The sequence below is a fragment of the Neobacillus niacini genome (assembly GCF_046591715.1).
GTDB classification, from domain to species: Bacteria; Bacillota; Bacilli; order Bacillales; family Cytobacillaceae; genus Neobacillus; species Neobacillus niacini_L.
Genome location: NZ_JAWVNQ010000003.1, coordinates 237867 through 257206, shown reverse-complemented (window position 1 = coordinate 257206; position 19340 = coordinate 237867). Strand labels below are relative to the sequence as shown.

Below are 19340 nucleotides of genomic sequence, written 5' to 3'. Positions count from 1 at the left end.
GAGACCTTTTCGGTCTCCTATTTAAATTCCTTCCAGTTCATGCCGCTTTCGTTGAGCAAGTCCTCGAAGGATTTATTTTTTTCTTTTAAGCGGCGTTCTTCTCGTTTCCGCTGCTCTTCTGCTTCTTTCTTACGCTCTTCTTCTGCCTTCAACTGGTCCTGCTGTTCTTTTAATTGCTTAATTAAATCCGGATTAATCATATCTTTAAGCGTTACCGCTGTTTCTACATTTTTTGGTTTAGATTGATTTTTTTGTTTCGATTTCTTTTTCATCCTAAACTCCCCCATAATCATTATGTCATATGTATTATAGCATTTTTAATAGAAAAAGCAGGCTGTTATGATGGGCAGCCTGCTGAATTTTCTTAATATGCTTCGAGAACCACGTTTTCGTCTACTGTCAAGGAAGCTTCTGTTGAATTCACAACATCCTCGACTGTATACCCTGAGGCAACTTCAACCAGCCTTAACCCTGAATCCGTTACATCCATTACTGCGCGTTCGGTGATGATACGATGAACAACACCTTTTCCAGTTAACGGCAGCGTGCATTCCTTTAGTATTTTTGATTCACCGCGCTTGTTTACATGCTCCATGATGACAATAATTTTCTGAGCTCCATGGACGAGGTCCATCGCTCCGCCCATTCCTTTGATCATTTTACCCGGTATCATCCAGTTCGCGAGATCCCCCGTTTCAGATACCTCCATTCCCCCAAGGATAGCGATGTTAATATGTCCGCCGCGAATCATTGCAAATGATTCAGCACTATCAAAATACGATGCCCCGCCAATGGCAGTAACGGTTTCTTTCCCAGCGTTAATTAAGTCAGGGTCTACCTCTTCCTCTGTTGGATAAGGACCAATTCCAAGCAATCCATTCTCCGATTGCAGAACAACCTGCTTATTTTCGGATATAAAATTAGCTACCAGTGTTGGCATCCCAATTCCTAAGTTCACATAAAAACCGTCTTCGATTTCTTTCTCTGCCCTTATAGCAATTCTCTCTCTAACTGAGACCATTGGTACTTTCTCCTTTCTGCAATCTATTTTTTTACTGTCATTCTCTCAATTCTTTTTTCCTGCTTCCCTTCGATTATCATCTGAACGTAGACGCTAGGCGTGTGAATAAAGTTAGGGTCAAGTTCTCCGATTTCACAGAGTGTTTCCACTTCAGCAATGGTTACCTTTCCGGCTGCAGCAATCATCGGATTGAAGTTTCTGGCTGTTTTGTGATAGACGAGATTTCCCATCTTGTCGCCTTTCCATGCTCTAACAAGGCTAAAATCAGCAGTCAATGCTTCCTCTAGCAGATATTCTCTTCCATTAAATATCTTTGTTTCCTTGCCTTCGGCAATCGGAGTTCCTACCCCTGCAGGAGTATAAAACGCTGGAATGCCCGCTCCGCCCGCTCTAATTTTTTCCGCTAACGTCCCCTGTGGTGTCAGTTCTACTTCAAGTTCACCTGCTAACACCTGTCTCTCGAACTCTTTATTTTCTCCAACATAAGATCCTATCATTTTCTTAATCTGTTTATTTTTCAAAAGCGGTCCAAGACCCCAGTCATCGACTCCACAGTTATTGGAAATAACCGTTAGATCCTTTACCCCTTTTTCTACCAACGCTAAAATTAGATTTTCAGGAATGCCGCACAAACCGAAACCGCCGACCATCAATGTGGCTCCATCCTGTATATCTGCGACCGCTTCCTGGAAGGATGTACTAATTTTCTTCATCGTGCCTGTTCTCCCTTCAATTTTGTCTTTACGCTAACTCAACAACCGTTGCTACCCCTTGACCGCCGCCAATACATAATGTTGCCAAACCCTTCTTTGCACTTCTTCTTTTCATTTCATGAATCAAAGTGACAAGAATTCTGGCACCGCTCGCTCCGATTGGATGACCAAGTGCAATCGCACCGCCATTAACATTTAAGATATCTTTATTAAAATGAAGTTCACGATCAACTGCCAAAGATTGAGCAGCAAATGCTTCATTCGCTTCAATTAACTCAATTTCTTCCATAGAGATAGACGTTTTTTCAAGAACCTTTTTTACTGCTGGGACTGGGCCGATTCCCATTATACTTGGATCTACACCAGCACTGGCATTCCCTTTTATCACAACTAATGGCTTTATTCCTAGTTCGTCAGCTTTTTTCCTGCTCATTACTACCAAAGCGGCTGCTCCATCATTGATTCCCGATGCATTTCCCGCTGTAACTGTGCCATCTTTTTTGAAAGCTGGACGTAATCCTGCCAGTTTTTCGGCGCTAGTCCCTTTTTTCGGATACTCATCTGTATCAAAAACAATTGGCTCCCCTTTTCGCTGTGGAATAACGACAGGAACAATTTCTTCTTTAAATTTACCCGCTTCAATCGCTTTAACAGCTTTCTCCTGGCTTAGTGCAGCAAATTGGTCCTGCTCTTCCCTCGTAATTGAATATTTATCTGCTAAGTTTTCTGCTGTAACACCCATATGATATTGGTTAAAAACACATGTCAGTCCATCACTAGTCAAAGTATCAACTAATTTTTGATCCCCCATTTTAAAACCTTCACGGGCATTTTTTATTAGATAAGGAGCTTGGCTCATATTTTCCATTCCACCAGCGATAACAACCTCAGCATCTCCGGCAAGAATGGCCTGTGTTGCAAGGTGCACAGCTTTTAAACCCGAGCCGCAGACTTTATTAATTGTCATCGAGGAAACACTTTCAGGGATTCCCGCACCAATTGCAGCCTGTCTGGCAGGATTTTGGCCAAGACCTGCTTGCAATACGTTTCCTAAAATAACTTCGTCAACTTGCTCCGGCTTCAGGCCAGCTTGTTCGAGTGCTCCTTTAATAACGGTTGCACCTAATTGTTGTGCTGCTACATTTTTTAAGCTTCCATTAAAATTACCTAGAGCTGTACGAACAGCACTAACAATTACTACTTCTGTTTGATTCATATTTTCCCTCTCCTTTTAAGCACTTTTACCTTATACTACTTCGAGTGCGAACTCCGAAAATCCTCTTATTTTGTCAAAATTTAATGTATTCGTTATTTTTAAAAAGTAATACCTCTTATTAATGCAAGCGTTTGTCTTCATTTAATTACGATGAATAATCAAGCTTCTATATAAGCACCTTATTTAATGAAACCACATTGAAGGGAGTCTGCGATAATGAGCCAAAAGCGGGACAAAGGTTACAGCCAAAAAGGTAAAGATTATGCCGAAACTGCAGGTACAGGAAAACGAATGATTTCTGCCGAGGAAATAGAAAAAGCAATTCACCCTGCCAAAAGACAAAATGCTGAACAATAGGGAAAAGCGGAAGCGCCTTGAACAGGGAAAAATGCAGTTCAATTTTTCCCTTGCGCTATATGCTTGATATAATTTTTTTCATTAAGCCGCTAATTGGAGTTAGCGGCTTTTCCTATGATAAAATAAAAGCCAGCGTTACCAAATAATTACTTTTTAAAACCTTTTGGAGGTGTACCTGTGAGAAAGGCGTTGCGAGTTCTTTTACTTTCATTCTTATTTACATTTTCTTTAGGTTTTTATTTTACAAATCGACTTATATATATGAAGAAGAAGGATGAACAATTCATAGTTCAACGTGAAAAGGAAGCGGGAAGGTTTATCCCAGAGCAGTTCGAATCTCTTCCAAAGCGGGAGGTTACGATTGATTCTCCTTTCGGCTATCCCATTAAAGCTCTATTGGTTGAGCCCCACGAGTCTAATCGCTATGTCATTATTTCTCATGGTGTGACAGAAACAAAAATTAATTCAATAAAATATATGAATCTTTTCATTGATCGTGGATTTAATGCGGTTATTTATGACCATCGGCGTCATGGGGAATCAGGGGGGAAAACAACCAGTTTTGGTCATTATGAAAAGTTTGATTTAAAAGCAGTTATTAATTGGTTAAAAACAGAAAAGGGTCCAACACTTACGCTTGGTATTCATGGTGAATCAATGGGAGCGGCTACGATACTGTTGTACGCTGGAATGCTTGAGGATGGTGCAGACTTTTATATTGCCGACTGTCCATTCTCAGACTTAAAGGAGCAGCTTTCTTATCAGCTCAAAAAAGAGTACAAAATGGTACCGGCACTGCTAATACCGATTGCTGATTTTATCTTGCGCCTTCGTGAAAAATATTCAATACGGCACGTTTCACCTGTATCTGTTATTGAACATATAAAAAATCCCATTCTATTCATCCACAGTGAAAACGATGATTTTATCCTACCAACCATGACAAAGGAATTATATGAAAAAAAACAAGGACCAAAAATGCTTTACCTTGCCGCAAATGGCCGCCATGCTCAGTCCTTTAACGAAAATCCTGAAGATTATCGCCGAGTCATCGATGAATTTTTATCAAAATATGTAAAGAACGCATAAACACATACTTGCATTCCTCTCTATATTACAAAAAACAGACTGGCCACTTGGGTAGTCTGTTTTTTGTCAGACAAAACTTGTATTTATTGAACTTTATCTAAATGACGAATAAGTTGCCCGTAATGACCAGTTACATGCTTTACGATAAGGTGGTCGACTAAAAACGATAATGGTTTTCCATCAAAGTTTGGATTGTAACTTGGAGCTGTTTTTACTAAATCCTCTTCTTTTACTTTTAAAAGTGCTTTCTCTACTTTCGAAACTAAGTTTTGTAGTGCACTTATTACATCCTCTTTCTTAATTCGAGATACAACCTTTTCATCTACTGCAGCTAAACGACGCACATGTTCATGATTACGGCCCCATTTTGCACCTGGGACTACTAGTAATGCTTCTAAATCATCAATCCAAAAATTTACAGCCTCTAATATATGAGAAACAATTTGCATTCCGGACCATTCTTCTTCAGAAGGCTTTACATAAAGTACATACTCTTCCGTTTTTTTCAATACCTCTGCAATATCATCTATACTCTTTTTAAATACTTCTAATTTTTCATTCAGTAAGGCTGTTGCCATTGTATATATCCCCTTTTAAATTAGCAATTCACACGTTCAAAATTTTTTTTGAAATAACCATATAGGAAATCAACTACATGATAATCTGTAGGTTTGTGTTGATCAAAAATAAAGTTACGAAGTGCAAGTGCTGTTGGATCTTCGGCATGAATAATTTCTCCCCATCTGCGTGCTGATCCTTGAACCATTGCAGAGCGCGGGATTCGAATTTCCTGGTATGCTTTAAATGCTTCCTCGTAGGAATTATGTTTTTTTAATTTCTCACCTAATACAAACGCATCCTCTAAGGCTTGAACACCGCCTTGTGCTAAATATTGAAGCATGGCATGACCTGAATCGCCTAATAGTGTAATATTGCCATCTGTCCAATTGTCAATTGGTTCACGATCATACATTTGCCAACGGAATTGGCGGTTAATGTAGTTTAAAGCGTTCTCAACTTTTGGATGACAATTTTCAAAACGACGTGCCATTTCTTCTGGAGTTCCCCAATCTTCTACAGTCGCATCATATGATTTAAATACGACTACTTGGTTGTAAAGCTCTCCACGACGAACAGGATATTGTACCATGTGCAGGTTTGGACCGATCCACATGATAACATCATCTAAATCTAAATTTGCGTTATTTGAAACTTCTTCGATTGGAATCGTTCCTCGGTACGCTACATACGCAGAATTTACCGGACTATCCTCAACCAGCAGCTTACGCATGTTGGATTTTACCCCATCTGCGCCAATAACGGCTTCGGCACTATACTTTTCACCATTTTGATTAACAATTGTGACAGTATCACCATTTTGTTCTGCACTTTGAATGCATTGGCTGGTAAAAAATTTTATATTACTGCTTTTTTCACATGCTTCATAAAGAACTCTGTGCAGGTCAGAACGATGTAATACAATGTATGGCTGACCGAATTCTTTCTCGAAGCCTTCCCCTAAATCAAGAGTTGCTAATTCTCTTGCAGTATAAACATCTTTTAGTACAAGACGCTTAGGTAACACCGCATATTTTAAAATTTCTTCCTTTACACCTAAACGATCTAAAACTTCTAATGCATTCGGTGCTAACTGAATCCCTGCACCCACTTCTCCAAATTCAGGTGCCTGCTCAAAAACCGCTACAGATTTACCTGTTTCTTGAATTGATAGTGCAGCTGCTAAACCACCGATTCCCCCGCCTACTATAATGATGTCGCTTACATTAGTCATTTGATAATTTCCCTCCAACCAATTATTTTATTCCATAAATAGAGAACATTGTTACCTGATAAGAAAACTTTAAATCATTTTTCGTCGCTTCGTCAACAAAAACTTTTAAAATTTAGAAATTTCTATTAATAACTTTTACTACTATCCTACTTATTGGGTAAAATTCTGAAAACAAATAATATTGACAATCATTTTGAAATATTTTAATATTTTTATAAATAGTGAACTAGTTTCACGATTAGTGAAATCAAGGAGGAAAACCATGAAACTTATTAATTATACTGCCGCTGGACATACACGTGCAGGGACAATCGTTGATAACAAAGTAATCGACTTAAACTATGCATACCAAGCACAGTTAAAAGCAGAAGGAAAATACCGATACGAGGCAATTGCAAAAGCATATGTACCGGATAATACAGATGAGTTATACCAGGGCGGTAAAGAATCGCTGCAGCTTGCACAAAATGCAATCGATTTCATTTTGGCTAATCCTGAAAGCTTTGATAAAAAAGTGATTTATACAATTGAGGAAGTGAAGGTAGAAGCACCTGTTCAAAAGCCTGGGAAAATTATTTGTGTTGGCCATAACTACCGTGAACACATTTTAGAAATGGGTCGTGAAATCCCATCGAACCCAGTTATTTTCGCAAAATTTGCTAATACCATCTTAGGACCAGAGGACGATATTCCACACTATCCAATTTCTGATCAGCTTGACTATGAAGCAGAGTTCACTTTTGTTGTTGGCAAACAAGCACGTAATGTACGAGAAGAAGATGCACTAGACTATGTAGCGGGCTACACGATTACAAATGATGTTACTTATCGTGATATCCAACGACGCACTCTTCAATGGTTACAAGGGAAAACGGTGGATGGCAGTGCCCCTATGGGACCATATTTAGTAACTTCAGATGAATTACAAAATCCATCAGGCTTAGATGTTGTACTAAAAGTAAATGGCGAAGTTCGTCAGAAAACGAATACTGCTAATCTAGTATTCTCAGTTCAAAAATTAGTATCTTTCTTATCAAACCTAATGACATTAGAGCCAGGAGATGTTGTATTAACAGGAACTCCTGGGGGAGTTGGAGTTGCTATGAATCCTCCGCAATTCTTAAAAGATGGAGACGTAGTTCGAATTGAGATTGACCAAATCGGTGCACTTGAAAATAAAGTGAAGACAGCTGAAATGGCAGTTACTGTTTAATTAGGCATTGTAAGGGGTCAAGCAGTTATACACTGCTCCCCCTTTTCTCTATAAATTTGATTAGTAAAGGGGAATGTGAAATGGCTGAAGTAAATCCAGAAGTTCAAGAGTTTATGAAAAGCTCACTTGTAACCGATTACACCAGAGATATTCAACAATACAACTTAGGACCTCTTTGGGAGGCAATTCCTGCTATTATGCATAAAACACCAAAGCCTCAAGCCCAAGCTTATCTTTGGAGCGATGAATTAATCAAAAAGAAAATGGCCGAAGCCGCTCAAATCTTCACACCAGAACGCGGCGGAGAACGCCGTGCCATTTATTTTCAAAATCCTGGTTTAACATATCGTGAACCTTGGGGATGGGGATCTACTACTCAAACGATTTATGCAGCAGTTCAAATGCTATTACCTGGTGAAAGGGCGCCATCTCATCGTCACTCACAAAGTGCTTTACGCTTTATTTCTGAAGGTTCAGGTGCCTATACAATTGTTCAGGGTGAGCGTATTTTCATGGAAGAAGGCGACTTTTTAATTACTCCAAAGGGATTATGGCATGGGCATGCACATCTGGGTACAGAGCCTATGTATTGGATGGATGCCTTAGATATTCCTACTATTTATGCAATCGGAGGTACCTTCTTTGAACCATTTGAAGATGGTTTACAAGAACCAGATATTCCAGATAACTTTACAGAGAGACGTTACCGCGGCGGTATGGTTCGCCCTGTTGGTGATGATAAATACACTGTTGCTCCACTTGCAAATTATAAATGGGATCGCACAGTAGAAGGAATTAAAGGCTTAATGGAATTCGATCCTGATCCACACCATGGATATGCAGTAGAGTACATTAACCCAACTACTGGTAAATCGGCTAACCCAACGCTTGGCACTAGAATGCAGCATTTACCGCATGGTTTTAAAACAAAGGCATTACGCCATACACATTCTACTGTTTACCAGGTACACAAAGGTTCCGGTCACACCATCATTAATGGAGTTCGCTTCGATTGGAAAAAAGGTGATTACTTCGTCGTTCCAAACTGGGCTTGGTATGAACACTCTGCATCAGAAGACTCTTACCTATTCTCAGTAAACGATTTACCAATTATGAATCGATTTGACTTAGAACAAGAGCAATTGTTTGAAGAGAATAACGGCCGCCAAAAAATTACTGGTGAATTTAAAGCGGACTTCCGTTAAAAAACACAAGATAGACGTATGAATTGTGGCATACGTCTTTTTCTTTGTTTATTGGTTGAGGGATCAGCTTAGATTAAGCTTCTGGGCTGATAAATAGGCGGAGAATTTCCACTTATTTAGTAAATTCCATCGAAATTAGTTTAATTAAACGGAGAGATTCCGCCTATTGCCTCAAAAAACGTGAAAAAGATCAATTTTGCATTGAATAACCGGAAATCCTCCGCTTATGCATCCCGAAACGATCCTCATTTTGCATTTAACCGGAAATCCTCCGTTTATTTTTTGCCTCATTACAATCAGGACAAAATTTTCATATTTACACTTCGGTAATCCTAATATCTGCTATGGCTGCTATTGGAATGCGGTGTACTTCTTCAAAGTTATCGACAATATGAAGCCTCCCTGTCATTTCATCCCAATAATGGATTTTTCCTATGACCAGTTCATAATTACGATTTCGAAAATGAGTAATCGTCACAAATTGGTCGAATTCGATTGCTTCAGATAAGGTGGCATTCATGATTTCGAGCTGCTGCTCATCTAATTCTTTCTGCTCTTCATATTGATCTTCCTGTACCCAATCCCTGAGCAATTTAATATGCTCGGGAAGCATCATTGAAACCCATTTGATTCTTCCACGGTCGCGAATCATTTGACTCCTCCTCTCTCTTCGTTTCTTATGCCTGTCGCCTCTGACCAGGCGCCTCCGCTTTTCTATCTGTCCAGCTCCAGCGCCTAGGGGCTCGGGTCTTAAGTCAATCCGTCAAGAAGGTTAAAAAGCAACCTTCTCGCCGGCTCGCCTTATTCCTGTCGCCCCTAACCCGGCGCCTCCGCTTTTCTATCTGTCCAGCTCCGGCGCCTAGAGGCTCGGGTCATAAGGCAATCCGTCAAGAAGGTTAAAGTGCAACCTTCTCGCCGGCTCGCCTTATGCCTGTCGCCCCTGACCAAGGCGCCTCCGCTTTTCTTATTACCTCTTATGTCCTCCGACTAGTGTCGCCCGGTGCTTTGCGGTTCCTGCAGCTGTATAGGAAACAGCGCGCAGGAGGGAACCTGAGCCAAAGCGTCTGCGGACCGAATCAACCACATAGCCAAGCTCCCGCCGCTTATACGCGCCCATGTCAAAAAGATCGAGCTGAAACTCGTGGTCATCGACGATATTTCCGATACTAATGGCAATTTGCCTTACTGTTTTTCCAGTGTAATGTTCGTGGAATAGTTCGAGACAGACACGGTAAATATCCATGGTTACATTTGTCGGCTGTTTGATTGTTCTTGAACGATGGAAGCCGCCGCCAAGTTCGTCTTGGCTATAGCCAACACTCAGGCTGACGGTCCTCCCGGCTTTGCGGCGAGATCTCGCTCTTCGGGCTACTTCTTCACACATTTCTAAAATCACATGCTTTATTTCTTCTTCCTCTTTATAATCTCTTAATAGAATTTGGCTTTTTCCAAAGCTGATTTGCCCCTCAACCAGGGGGGCTCCCAAGTCTGAAAGGTCTACTCCCCAGGCATGATGATAAAGCTGATTGCCCATAATTCCGAATTTCTTTTCCAGCGCTTCTAAATCATATCGAGCCAGCTGGCCCACTGTGAAAATCCCCATTCCATTTAATGTTTTTTCAACACGCCTGCCGATTCCCCACATTTCTCTGAGCGGTGAAACATTCCAAAGCTTCGTCTGGACGTCCTCATACTTCCACTCGGCGATTCCATGCTTCTTTGCTTCCAGATCGAGGCAAAGCTTTGACAGTAACATATTAGGACCAATGCCAACGGCGCAGGGAAGTTGAAATTCACGTTCAATATCATCCTTTATTTTGGCTGCAACCGTAAAGGCGTCCCCCCACAAATGCAGTACACCATCCACTTTGATAAAACTTTCATCAACGCTATACGTATGGATGGCCTCCTTTGGTACATAACGATTAAATAAACGGGTAATTTCAGTAGAAATACGCAAATAAGTTGCCATTTTGGGCTCGACTATTTGTATCCTTGGATCATCGGGAATTTCAAATAACCTTGAACCCGTTTTTATTCCAAACTCTTTCTTCAAACGAGGGGAAGCCGCAAGCACAACACTTCCATTCCGCTCTTTGTTACCGGCCACAGCTAAATAGCAAGTCAAGGGATTAAGGCCAAGCATGACAGCGGAACAGCTTGCATAAAAGCTCTTCATGTCTACACATAAAATTTGATTGTGCGGTAATGTGCTGTAATCAACCATGACTTTCCTCCAATCCGAAATGCGCAGGACGCCTGCCCATTGGCTTATGCCTCGAGCCGTTGCGCTCGGAGCTAAATACGGTTAAATATCGAACATTCGTTCTTTATATTATATACACATCTTAAACGAATATACGTTCGTATTCAATGGAAATTTTTTGATAGGTTTCTTAAGTTTCGATTATTTTTCTAAAGGGAAAAACGATATAATGGTGAGTGAGGTGCACATTATTGGAGAAAAAGTTGATAATCAAAATGATAAAAAATTGCTTTAAACAATATTATTCAGAAGTGGATTTACTGCCAATGAACAGTGAAGATTTAGAGGAACTTGCAGATAGAATTATTCAAATAAAAGCCGAACAGCCTGCAGTCGATTTATACGAGGCTGTGAATGATACAGTGTACGAATTTTTAACAGGATGATAAGATTTACGCCAAACAAAAACAGGATGATAAGATTTACGCCAAACAAAAAAACCGCAAATGCGGTTTATTTTTTGTTGAACATTTTTTTCCCAAGTTTTTCAAAGAGCCCCGGAAAAAGTACATAAACGACGCTGCCCAAGTTCATCCAGCGCGGCAGGTTAATTTCCCTTGTTTTCGTTAACATGCTGTCCACGACTTTTTGGGCAACGTATTCTGGCTGCAGCATAAACTTTTGAACATTTTTAACATATGTACCTTTTTCATCAGCAATATTAAAAAAGTTTGTTGCAATCGGACCTGGATTCACAGATGTTACCATAACATTATAATCACTGACTTCCATTCTAAGAGCATTAGTGTAGCCTAGGACCGCATGCTTGGTAGCAGAATAAACACTTGATTTTGGGGTAGCGATTTTCCCAGCCTGGGAGGCAATATTAATAATATGGCCGAAACGACGCTCACGCATTTTCGGAAGCACCATGCTTGTACACGCCATTAGACCGACGACATTGACATCGAACATCCCTTTAATTTCATCCATTGTAGCAGCATGAGCTTCGCGGAATACACCGAAGCCTGCATTATTCACAAGAATATCAATAGGGTTAATTTTCGCTGTTATTTCACTAAAAACTTCCCTAACTTTCTTCGTATCAGAGACGTCTAGTTGATAAACATCCACTTTAATTTCGTGCTTTTGCTGTAATTGGGTTTGCAGCTGCTTCAGCTTTTCTAAGCTTCTTGCAATTAGGATAAGGTTAGCACCGCTTGCAGCACAAAGCTTGGCAATCTCAGCCCCTATTCCCCCTGATGCACCAGTAATGATAATATTTTTACCCTTAAGTTGTTCCCTAGCCATACACACACCTCATCTTGCATGATAAAGGACAGGTTGATGGTCCTTACTACTAATCTCGCCGATGGAGGACAAATAGTCAAGCTGTCCAACGGTTTCCGATAATGTCAACACCAATTCGCGCTTGTAAGCTGCAGGGAAAAGCCGCTTGCAAAGTTCAAATACGGTTTGCTGCCCTTCTTTAAGCCAGTTATTAACCTTCATCGCCCGTTCATGTTGATGAAGAAGTCTTTTTTCAATTAGTTCTCTTAGTTGGAAGACTTCCTCCCCATGTCCTGTGTAGACAAACTGAATTGGATAAGACAGAAGCTTTTTCATTGAATCATTATGCTGCAGCTGCGGTCTTGGCCTTTCTTTTTCGCCCAGTGCCGGCATCTCTAAAAATGGATTGGGAGAAATATGAGCAAGAATTAAATCTCCTCCGATAAGAATCCCATCTTTCTCTCGAAATAGAGCGATTTGACTCTGCGCATGACCTGGTGTCTCAATGACCTGCCATTCACGTAACCCCGGAGGGATCATCCCTTCAGCCAGTTCTCCTGTCAAGGAAGTGTTACAGGAGTATTTGAATGACTGTCTTAACGTTGAAATAGATGGAAGATATTCTTCTGTTAAACCAAAGTCAAGAAATTGTTCCCGAAAAAAGTTCTCTTGTTCTTGAAAAAAGGCCTCCGTAGGTTTAATATAACGTTCATTTAAGGGATGACCATACACCTCAATCTTATCTGATAAAAAATCCAGCATCCCGACATGGTCAGCATGATGATGGGTAATAATCACTTGTTCAATATCATTTGTACTCAGACGAAGATCAGCCAGCTGCGCTTTGAATGAATTCCAGGATGCCTTCGTCTTTATACCGGCATCAACCAGCGTCAGACGATCCCCTTTTATTAAATAAGCATTAACATCTCCGACCTTAAAAGGAGTCGGCATGGTTAATTTCGCAATTCCATCTTTCCATTCTGCCATAAAAAAACTCCTATCGTTATTTTCAAATAGAATATGAACCGTTTTTGATAAATATATATAATGTAAAGTGTAGCGATTTTCCTTGTAAATGTCATTATTTTTGCATATTAAATTTAAAATAAATAAAAAATTCAGAAACCTTTTTCTTGACAGACAGGCTGTAATCTTGGATAATCACTAGTAAAATTTGATTAAAGAACCTGCGACGATTAAGACTAGTAAATGAAAAATGGCAAAAGAGAGTGAAGTTCACAGGCTGAAAAACTTCACAGCCCTCTTTATCATTGAACCTGCCTTATGAGCACTTAGGAAAACCTAACGTAAATCCGACGTTACCCGGAGTTAAAAGTGAACCCTTAGAGCAGTTTTTATCAGGGTAAATGAAGGTGGTACCGCGGAAGCTAGACCTTTCGTCCTTTTAGGATGAAGGGTCTTTTTGTTTTTAACAATACATTTTTAGGAGGCAATATTAATGAAAAAGTTAGCAATTATTGGTGCGGGGTCGATGGCTGAGGCATTTATTTCAGGTATTCTAGAAAATAGTTTAATTGATAGAAAGAATGTCTGGGTTACGAACAATTCGAATCAAGAGAGGCTGAAGAAGCTGGGTGAAACATACGGAATCTGTACAACCTATGATTTAAACGAATTGTTTTCAGGAGCTGATATCGTGATATTATCGATGAAGCCTAAGGATGCTGCAACCGCCATTCAATCCATTCGTGAATATCTGAATGAACAAATGCTCGTGGTCTCAGTTTTAGCGGGCGTCTCCACGAGTACAATTGAAACTCTTGCGCGATTACCGATTGCCATAGTTAGAGCAATGCCAAATACATCTGCAGCCGTGGGAAAATCAGCTACTGCTGTTGCTGTTAATGAACGCGTTACTCCACAGCAAATTCAATTAATGAAAAATCTTTTTGGAACGGTCGGCTTAACAACCTTTGTGGAAGAAGAGCAGTTAGACGCTGTGACAGGACTTTCAGGCAGCGGACCTGCTTATATTTACTACCTGATTGAGGCGATGGAAAAAAGTGCCGTAGAAGTTGGACTCGATAAGGAGATGGCGAGTGAATTAATCGTACAAACATTAATTGGGGCAGCGGAAATGGTGAAAAACTCTTCCAAATCATCTGAACAGTTACGCAGGGATGTAACCAGTCCTGGCGGAACTACAGAAGCCGGTGTAAAAGTGCTCGAAGAACACCATGTTCAACAAGCGTTCATTTCATGCATTAAGGCAGCAACGGAGCAATCAAAAAAAATGGGTGCTGCATTACGTGAACAGCTGGAAGTTACCGAACCAACTTCCTAATTGGTCTATACTGTTTTAAACTAGGATAAAAAAGGCTGGGAAGTGTTACAAGATGCTAACGGTATTATTTACAATGGGTATCCTGGTCTGGACTGTTTTTCTCATTGACGGATTCATAGGGTTACGAAAAATAGAGGCTTTAGAGGCAGAAAAAAGCTTGGAGGATGGACCGTTATTGTCGGTGATTGTGGCTGCCCGCAATGAAGCCGGTCAAATAGAGGCAAGTATCCTCAGTCAATTAAAGCAAACATACAAAAACGTGGAGTGGATACTCGTTAATGATCGGTCTACGGATTCCACAGGGCTTATCATGAATGAAATGCAACAAGAGGATCACCGTATTAAAGTTATTCATATAGCCCAATTGCCAGAGGGCTGGCTTGGAAAAAATCACGCGTTATACAAAGGATTCCTTGAAGCTTCGGGAAAATGGCTATTGTTTACGGATGCTGACGTGAAATTTGAAAGAGAGGCATTTGCGAAAGCTTTGCATTATTTCAATCGGCATGAGTTAGATCATTTAACGGCTGCACCGAACTTAAGTGCAAAGAAGTTTTGGCTAAAGTCATTTGTCGCATTTTTCCTATTTGGATTTTCTTATTTTAAACGGCCATGGGCTGCCAATAACCCTAAGTCTAAAATCGGAACTGGAATTGGTGCCTTCAACCTCGTTTCAAAAGAGGCATATGAGGCATTTGGAACACATGAAAAAGTAAAAATGAGACCGGATGATGACCTGCAGCTTGGAATGAGAATGAAGCAAGCCGGCTATTCTCAAAGAATTGTTACCGCGCTTAAACTGATTGAAGTAGAATGGTACCGAAGTTTAAGTGAAGCGTTTATTGGGCTTGAAAAGAATACATTTGCCGGATTACATTACCGGGTAAGTATGGTACTATTTGCGATATTAGGTGTCTTTATTACGAATGTCCTCCCTTTTATTACGATATTTTCTTCTAATAAAACTGTAGCCTTATTAAGTTTAGGAAATATTGTATTAAGCGGTATTCATTATGTACTGGTTATTAAAAAAATGACGATATTCTCACCTGCAATGTTTCTGGTTTTGCCCGTAACAGGCATGCTCTTTATCTATTCGATTATTCGAGCAAGCATCTTAACCTTTAAACGAGGCGGAATCATGTGGCGGGGCACTATATATAAATTAAGCGAGTTAAGAGAGAAAGAGTAATACTCAAATTGAAATAGGAGGCTCATAATGTCAGCTAAATTATTCTCCCCTTTTACGATTAAGGATGTTACATTAAAAAACCGAATCGTTATGGCGCCAATGTGTATGTATTCGAGTCATAATGAAGATGGGCATATTCAGAACTGGCACAACACGCATTATACTAGCCGCGCCGTTGGTCAAGTTGGATTAATAATCGTGGAAGCCACAGCGGTCACCCCACAGGGCAGAATTTCACCTAGAGACCTGGGGATTTGGAGTGATGACCATATTGAAGGCTTCACAGAACTCGTCAGCATGATGAAGGAGCATGGTGCTAAAACGGGTATCCAGCTTGCTCATGCGGGTAGAAAGGCAAACCTAGAAGGTGAAATCCTCGCTCCCTCGGCACTGGCATTTAATGAAAAAATGAAAACACCTAAAGAAATGACCAAAGAAGATATCGCCACAACTGTCGAGGCATTTAAAAAAGGCGCAGAGCGTGCAGCGAAAGCAGGGTTTGATGTCATTGAAATACATGGGGCCCACGGCTATTTAATTAATGAATTCCTCTCTCCGCTATCAAACAAAAGAACCGATGAATACGGCGGCTCTCTTCTCAATCGGTATCGCTTCCTTCGTGAGATTATTGAAGCAGTCAAGAGCGTCTGGGATGGTGTACTGTTTGTGCGTGTTTCTGCTCATGACTACCATGAAGAAGGATTAACACCGCTCGATTACGTATTTTTCAGCCAATGGATGAAGGAACAAGGCGTGGATTTAATTGATGTCTCTTCAGGAGGAGTTATACCTTCGCCACCTGCTAATATCTATCCTGGCTATCAAGTCCCTTACTCCGAAACCATTCGAGCGGGAGCCGATATTTCTACAGGAACAGTGGGCTTAATTACAACTGCTATTCAAGCAGAGGAAATCCTTCAGAATGAGCGCGCTGATTTAGTATTTTTGGCTCGGGAATTATTACGTGACCCTTACTGGCCAAGAACAGCGGCTAAAGATCTTGATGTAACGCTTGAAGGACCTGAACAATATGTACGTGGATGGCAGTAAGTAAAAAGACGGCCTTTGCCGTCTTTTTTTGCTGAAAAAAATTGGTCGTTACCCAGAGAAATGTTATTTACTAGGTATATGTATCTCTTTAAAGTCTTCAGCAATATCTGTATTTGCAAAAACCTCTTGAGCCTCCGCAGTTAATTCACGCCAAGCCTGCCGATCGTAACGTGAGCTGATATGAGTCAAACACAGTTTTTTACTTCCAGAAAGTTTTGCTGTTTCTGCAGCCTGATGGGTAGTTGAATGAAAATAATCAAAAGCAAGCTTTTCTTCCCCTTTGGAGAAGGTAGCCTCATGGATTAATAAATCACTATCCCGTGCTAAGGAAATTGCGTTATCACAGTATCTTGTATCTCCGAGTATCGTAATAATCCGTCCCTTCTGATCTGGACCTAGAAAATCTTCTGGTATGATGACAGTTCCATCTTCAAGTGTCACACTTTCCCCTTCTTTTATTTTCCGAAAAATTGGTCCTGGCTTTACTCCCGCCTTTATCAGCTTATCCGCCAGAAGTGTCCCTGGCCTGTCCTTCTCCATAATCCGATACCCATATGAAGGAATTCCATGATCTAAAAGCTGTGCTTCCACAACAAATTGTTCGTCTTCAAAAATAACCCCTTCTTCAATTTCAACGATATTTAATGGATATTTTAAGTAAGTTTGGCTGACTGAAAGACTAATTGTAATGTACTCCTTCAGCCCTTTTGGACCATAAACCGTTACTAATGATTCTCCGCCTTGAAAAGACCGGCTCGCTAACAATCCAGGGAGACCATAGATGTGATCGCCATGAAGGTGAGTAATAAAGACTTTTTCAATTCTGCGTGGTCTTATTGATGTATGTAAGATTTGATGCTGTGTCGCTTCACCCGCATCGAACAGCCAAATGGATCCTCGTTCTTCGAGTAATTTTAAGGCAATGGAAGTAACATTTCGAAGCTTGGCCGGTATACCGGCACCTGTTCCTAAAAAAAATATGTCCAAAATTACCCCTCCAGTTGATAAAGTTTATAAATACTATAGCATATCACTTGCACAAATGCCCTCTCTCCGTGGTATTCTCTTTAAAGGGATTTAGAATTAATACATGCTTTGGATGATTTTTGCTAAATCTAAGTTGAATACATATAAGGAGAGGTAACGACAGTGGAACAATCTAGAAATATGACTTCATTAATCATGATATTTGGTGCAACAGGAGATTTAGCTATTCGGAAGCTCTTCCCTTCCCTATACCGCTTGTTTCAAAAAGGAAAGCTAGATAAATTTGCGGTCATAGGCGTGGCTAGAAGACCATTATCTACTGAAGATTTTCAAAATTCTGTTAAGGACTCTGTTTTAACCGCTCTAGGGAAAAAGGATAATATTGATGAGTTTGTGTCTCATTTTTACTATCAGTCGCATGATGTCTCAGATTCAAGCTCCTATTTAGCCCTAAAAAGTTTAGCAGAACAAATAGATGAAAAGTATGAGCTAGAAGGAAATCGGATTTTTTATCTTGCAATGGCACCTGAATTTTTTGGTCCAATCGCTTTACATTTAAAATCAGATGGATTGACGGATGTAAAGGGCTACAAAAGACTTGTCATTGAAAAACCATTTGGTCATGATTTAGAATCTGCAAAATTGTTAAACAAACAAATTCGCAAGGCTTTTTCAGAAAGTGAAGTATATCGAATTGATCACTATTTAGGAAAAGAAATGGTTAGAAATATTGAAGTTATTCGTTTTGCCAATGCGATTTTTGAACCTCTATGGAACAACCGATATATCTCTAATATCCAAATCACCTCGAGTGAAGTGCTTGGAGTGGAGGAACGCGGCCGTTATTATGAAACTAGCGGTGCTCTCCGGGATATGGTGCAAAACCATATGATGCAAATGGTGGCACTTCTTGCAATGGAACCTCCGATTAAGTTAACAACAGATGAGGTCCGTTCTGAGAAGGTTAGGGTGTTCCGTTCATTAAGAATGATTAAAGGCGAAAAAATAAATAAATATTTTGTTCGAGGACAATATGGCTCTGGAGTGGTTGAGGATGAGCAGGTCCCAGAATATCGCGCCGAGCCAATGGTGGATAAGGAGTCAAACACTGAAACCTTCGTGGCTGGGAAGATCATGATTGATAACTTCCGCTGGGCAGGTGTTCCGTTTTACATCCGGACGGGAAAAAGAATGACGACCAAATCAACCAAAATTGTTGTTCAATTTAAAGACATTCCGATGAACCTCTATTATCAGCCTGAGAAACTGTTGAATCCGAATCTGCTTGTCATTCATATTCAGCCTGAGGAAGGAATTACCCTTCATCTTAACGCTAAAAAAGCTGGCGGACATCTCGATGCTCAAGAGGTCAAACTAAGTTTTGCTAATACAGGAATTCATGCAATGAACACACCTGAGGGGTATGAAAAGCTCCTTTATGATTGCATGCGCGGAGATGCGACAAACTTTACACACTGGGATGAAGTTGCCTATTCATGGGCCTTCGTGGATAATATATCTGAAGTATGGGAAAAAACAAAAGCCGAAGACTATCCAAATTATGCATCTGGTTCAATGGGGCCAAGAGCTGCTGACGAACTGTTAGAGAAAGATGGATTCTTCTGGTGGCCGGTAACAGATTTAGATGTAGATATTTGTAAATAATACAAAAAGCTCCGCCTTGTTTATCATACAATGGCG

Annotated in this window: 20 protein-coding genes; 9 read left to right on the top strand and 11 right to left on the bottom strand. The window is 40.4% G+C overall.

Going from position 1 to position 19340, the window contains the following annotated elements; translation table 11 throughout:
* Positions 1-17: 17 nt before the first annotated feature.
* The 4 genes from SFC47_RS11120 to SFC47_RS11105 form a co-directional block, all read right to left on the bottom strand.
* Positions 18-272 carry a YqkE family protein gene (locus tag SFC47_RS11120; protein WP_411254339.1) on the bottom strand — a complete coding sequence of 85 codons (255 nt, stop codon included), beginning with the start codon at positions 270-272 and terminating at the stop codon, positions 18-20.
* A 92-nt stretch (positions 273-364) separates the two neighbouring features.
* Positions 365-1021, bottom strand: coding sequence for a CoA transferase subunit B (locus SFC47_RS11115; protein WP_411254338.1), 657 nt, complete (start codon positions 1019-1021; stop codon positions 365-367).
* A gap of 23 nt (positions 1022-1044) precedes the next feature.
* Complete coding sequence (locus tag SFC47_RS11110) at positions 1045-1734, bottom strand: CoA transferase subunit A (RefSeq protein WP_411254337.1); 690 nt, start codon at positions 1732-1734, stop codon at positions 1045-1047.
* Positions 1735-1762: 28 nt separating this feature from the next.
* Positions 1763-2950: an acetyl-CoA C-acetyltransferase gene (locus tag SFC47_RS11105; RefSeq protein WP_411254336.1), complete on the bottom strand. Its 1188-nt coding sequence runs from the start codon at positions 2948-2950 to the stop codon at positions 1763-1765.
* Positions 2951-3166: 216 nt separating this feature from the next.
* Between SFC47_RS11105 and SFC47_RS11100 the strand changes: the two genes are divergently transcribed.
* Both SFC47_RS11100 and SFC47_RS11095 read left to right on the top strand, forming a co-directional pair.
* Positions 3167-3307 (top strand): hypothetical protein, encoded by a 141-nt coding sequence (locus SFC47_RS11100; protein ID WP_411254335.1) that lies wholly within the window; start codon positions 3167-3169, stop codon positions 3305-3307.
* Between the two features lie 177 nt (positions 3308-3484).
* Positions 3485-4396, top strand: coding sequence for an alpha/beta hydrolase (locus SFC47_RS11095; protein ID WP_411254334.1), 912 nt, complete (start codon positions 3485-3487; stop codon positions 4394-4396).
* 83 nt (positions 4397-4479) lie between these two features.
* Here the strand turns inward: SFC47_RS11095 and SFC47_RS11090 are convergent, their stop codons facing one another.
* On the bottom strand, positions 4480-4974 hold the full coding sequence (locus tag SFC47_RS11090) for a DinB family protein (RefSeq protein WP_411254333.1): 495 nt from the start codon (positions 4972-4974) through the stop codon (positions 4480-4482).
* A 20-nt stretch (positions 4975-4994) separates the two neighbouring features.
* Positions 4995-6188, bottom strand: coding sequence for an FAD-dependent monooxygenase (locus SFC47_RS11085; protein ID WP_411254332.1), 1194 nt, complete (start codon positions 6186-6188; stop codon positions 4995-4997).
* A gap of 262 nt (positions 6189-6450) precedes the next feature.
* On the opposite strand from SFC47_RS11085, the gene SFC47_RS11080 reads away from it, so the two are divergent.
* Positions 6451-7401 (top strand): fumarylacetoacetate hydrolase family protein, encoded by a 951-nt coding sequence (locus SFC47_RS11080; RefSeq protein ID WP_411254331.1) that lies wholly within the window; start codon positions 6451-6453, stop codon positions 7399-7401.
* An 80-nt stretch (positions 7402-7481) separates the two neighbouring features.
* Positions 7482-8606, top strand: coding sequence for a cupin domain-containing protein (locus tag SFC47_RS11075; protein WP_411254330.1), 1125 nt, complete (start codon positions 7482-7484; stop codon positions 8604-8606).
* Positions 8607-8922: 316 nt separating this feature from the next.
* On the opposite strand, the gene SFC47_RS11070 is transcribed toward SFC47_RS11075, so the two are convergent.
* Complete coding sequence (locus SFC47_RS11070) at positions 8923-9258, bottom strand: YolD-like family protein (protein WP_411254329.1); 336 nt, start codon at positions 9256-9258, stop codon at positions 8923-8925.
* Positions 9259-9573: 315 nt separating this feature from the next.
* Positions 9574-10833, bottom strand: coding sequence for a Y-family DNA polymerase (locus SFC47_RS11065; protein ID WP_411254328.1), 1260 nt, complete (start codon positions 10831-10833; stop codon positions 9574-9576).
* Between the two features lie 215 nt (positions 10834-11048).
* On the opposite strand from SFC47_RS11065, the gene SFC47_RS11060 reads away from it, so the two are divergent.
* A complete protein-coding gene (locus tag SFC47_RS11060) occupies positions 11049-11258 on the top strand; it encodes a YqzH family protein (protein ID WP_411254327.1) in 210 nt (69 codons plus the stop codon).
* Between the two features lie 67 nt (positions 11259-11325).
* Here SFC47_RS11060 and SFC47_RS11055 read toward each other — a convergent pair whose 3' ends face one another.
* Positions 11326-12123 (bottom strand): SDR family NAD(P)-dependent oxidoreductase, encoded by a 798-nt coding sequence (locus tag SFC47_RS11055; protein WP_411254326.1) that lies wholly within the window; start codon positions 12121-12123, stop codon positions 11326-11328.
* Between the two features lie 9 nt (positions 12124-12132).
* Positions 12133-13092, bottom strand: coding sequence for an MBL fold metallo-hydrolase (locus tag SFC47_RS11050; protein WP_411254325.1), 960 nt, complete (start codon positions 13090-13092; stop codon positions 12133-12135).
* 472 nt (positions 13093-13564) lie between these two features.
* Between SFC47_RS11050 and proC the strand changes: the two genes are divergently transcribed.
* Genes proC through namA form a run of 3 tightly spaced genes read left to right on the top strand, consistent with a single transcriptional unit; the run spans position 13565 to position 16652 of the window.
* Positions 13565-14410 (top strand): pyrroline-5-carboxylate reductase, encoded by an 846-nt coding sequence (proC, locus tag SFC47_RS11045; RefSeq protein ID WP_411254324.1) that lies wholly within the window; start codon positions 13565-13567, stop codon positions 14408-14410.
* Positions 14411-14462: 52 nt separating this feature from the next.
* The gene (locus SFC47_RS11040; RefSeq protein WP_411254323.1) at positions 14463-15602 is read left to right on the top strand and encodes a glycosyltransferase family 2 protein; all 1140 of its coding nucleotides are present in this window, start codon (positions 14463-14465) and stop codon (positions 15600-15602) included.
* A 27-nt stretch (positions 15603-15629) separates the two neighbouring features.
* Positions 15630-16652 carry an NADPH dehydrogenase NamA gene (gene namA, locus SFC47_RS11035; protein ID WP_411254322.1) on the top strand — a complete coding sequence of 341 codons (1023 nt, stop codon included), beginning with the start codon at positions 15630-15632 and terminating at the stop codon, positions 16650-16652.
* Between the two features lie 63 nt (positions 16653-16715).
* On the opposite strand, the gene rnz is transcribed toward namA, so the two are convergent.
* On the bottom strand, positions 16716-17639 hold the full coding sequence (gene rnz / locus SFC47_RS11030) for a ribonuclease Z (protein WP_411254320.1): 924 nt from the start codon (positions 17637-17639) through the stop codon (positions 16716-16718).
* 195 nt (positions 17640-17834) lie between these two features.
* On the opposite strand from rnz, the gene zwf reads away from it, so the two are divergent.
* Complete coding sequence (gene zwf / locus SFC47_RS11025) at positions 17835-19304, top strand: glucose-6-phosphate dehydrogenase (RefSeq protein ID WP_411254565.1); 1470 nt, start codon at positions 17835-17837, stop codon at positions 19302-19304.
* Positions 19305-19340: the final 36 nt, after the last annotated feature.

Bases quoted from the DNA above. Each gene is read 5' to 3' on its own strand.
- SFC47_RS11120 (WP_411254339.1), bottom strand. From the start codon at position 272: ATGAAAAAGAAATCGAAACAAAAAAATCAATCTAAACCAAAAAATGTA.
- SFC47_RS11115 (WP_411254338.1), bottom strand. From the start codon at position 1,021: ATGGTCTCAGTTAGAGAGAGAATTGCTATAAGGGCAGAGAAAGAAATC.
- SFC47_RS11110 (WP_411254337.1), bottom strand. From the start codon at position 1,734: ATGAAGAAAATTAGTACATCCTTCCAGGAAGCGGTCGCAGATATACAG.
- SFC47_RS11105 (WP_411254336.1), bottom strand. From the start codon at position 2,950: ATGAATCAAACAGAAGTAGTAATTGTTAGTGCTGTTCGTACAGCTCTA.
- SFC47_RS11100 (WP_411254335.1), top strand. From the start codon at position 3,167: ATGAGCCAAAAGCGGGACAAAGGTTACAGCCAAAAAGGTAAAGATTAT.
- SFC47_RS11090 (WP_411254333.1), bottom strand. From the start codon at position 4,974: ATGGCAACAGCCTTACTGAATGAAAAATTAGAAGTATTTAAAAAGAGT.
- SFC47_RS11085 (WP_411254332.1), bottom strand. From the start codon at position 6,188: ATGACTAATGTAAGCGACATCATTATAGTAGGCGGGGGAATCGGTGGT.
- SFC47_RS11080 (WP_411254331.1), top strand. From the start codon at position 6,451: ATGAAACTTATTAATTATACTGCCGCTGGACATACACGTGCAGGGACA.
- SFC47_RS11075 (WP_411254330.1), top strand. From the start codon at position 7,482: ATGGCTGAAGTAAATCCAGAAGTTCAAGAGTTTATGAAAAGCTCACTT.
- SFC47_RS11070 (WP_411254329.1), bottom strand. From the start codon at position 9,258: ATGATTCGCGACCGTGGAAGAATCAAATGGGTTTCAATGATGCTTCCC.
- SFC47_RS11065 (WP_411254328.1), bottom strand. From the start codon at position 10,833: ATGGTTGATTACAGCACATTACCGCACAATCAAATTTTATGTGTAGAC.
- SFC47_RS11055 (WP_411254326.1), bottom strand. From the start codon at position 12,123: ATGGCTAGGGAACAACTTAAGGGTAAAAATATTATCATTACTGGTGCA.
- SFC47_RS11050 (WP_411254325.1), bottom strand. From the start codon at position 13,092: ATGGCAGAATGGAAAGATGGAATTGCGAAATTAACCATGCCGACTCCT.
- proC (WP_411254324.1), top strand. From the start codon at position 13,565: ATGAAAAAGTTAGCAATTATTGGTGCGGGGTCGATGGCTGAGGCATTT.
- SFC47_RS11040 (WP_411254323.1), top strand. From the start codon at position 14,463: ATGCTAACGGTATTATTTACAATGGGTATCCTGGTCTGGACTGTTTTT.
- namA (WP_411254322.1), top strand. From the start codon at position 15,630: ATGTCAGCTAAATTATTCTCCCCTTTTACGATTAAGGATGTTACATTA.
- zwf (WP_411254565.1), top strand. From the start codon at position 17,835: ATGATATTTGGTGCAACAGGAGATTTAGCTATTCGGAAGCTCTTCCCT.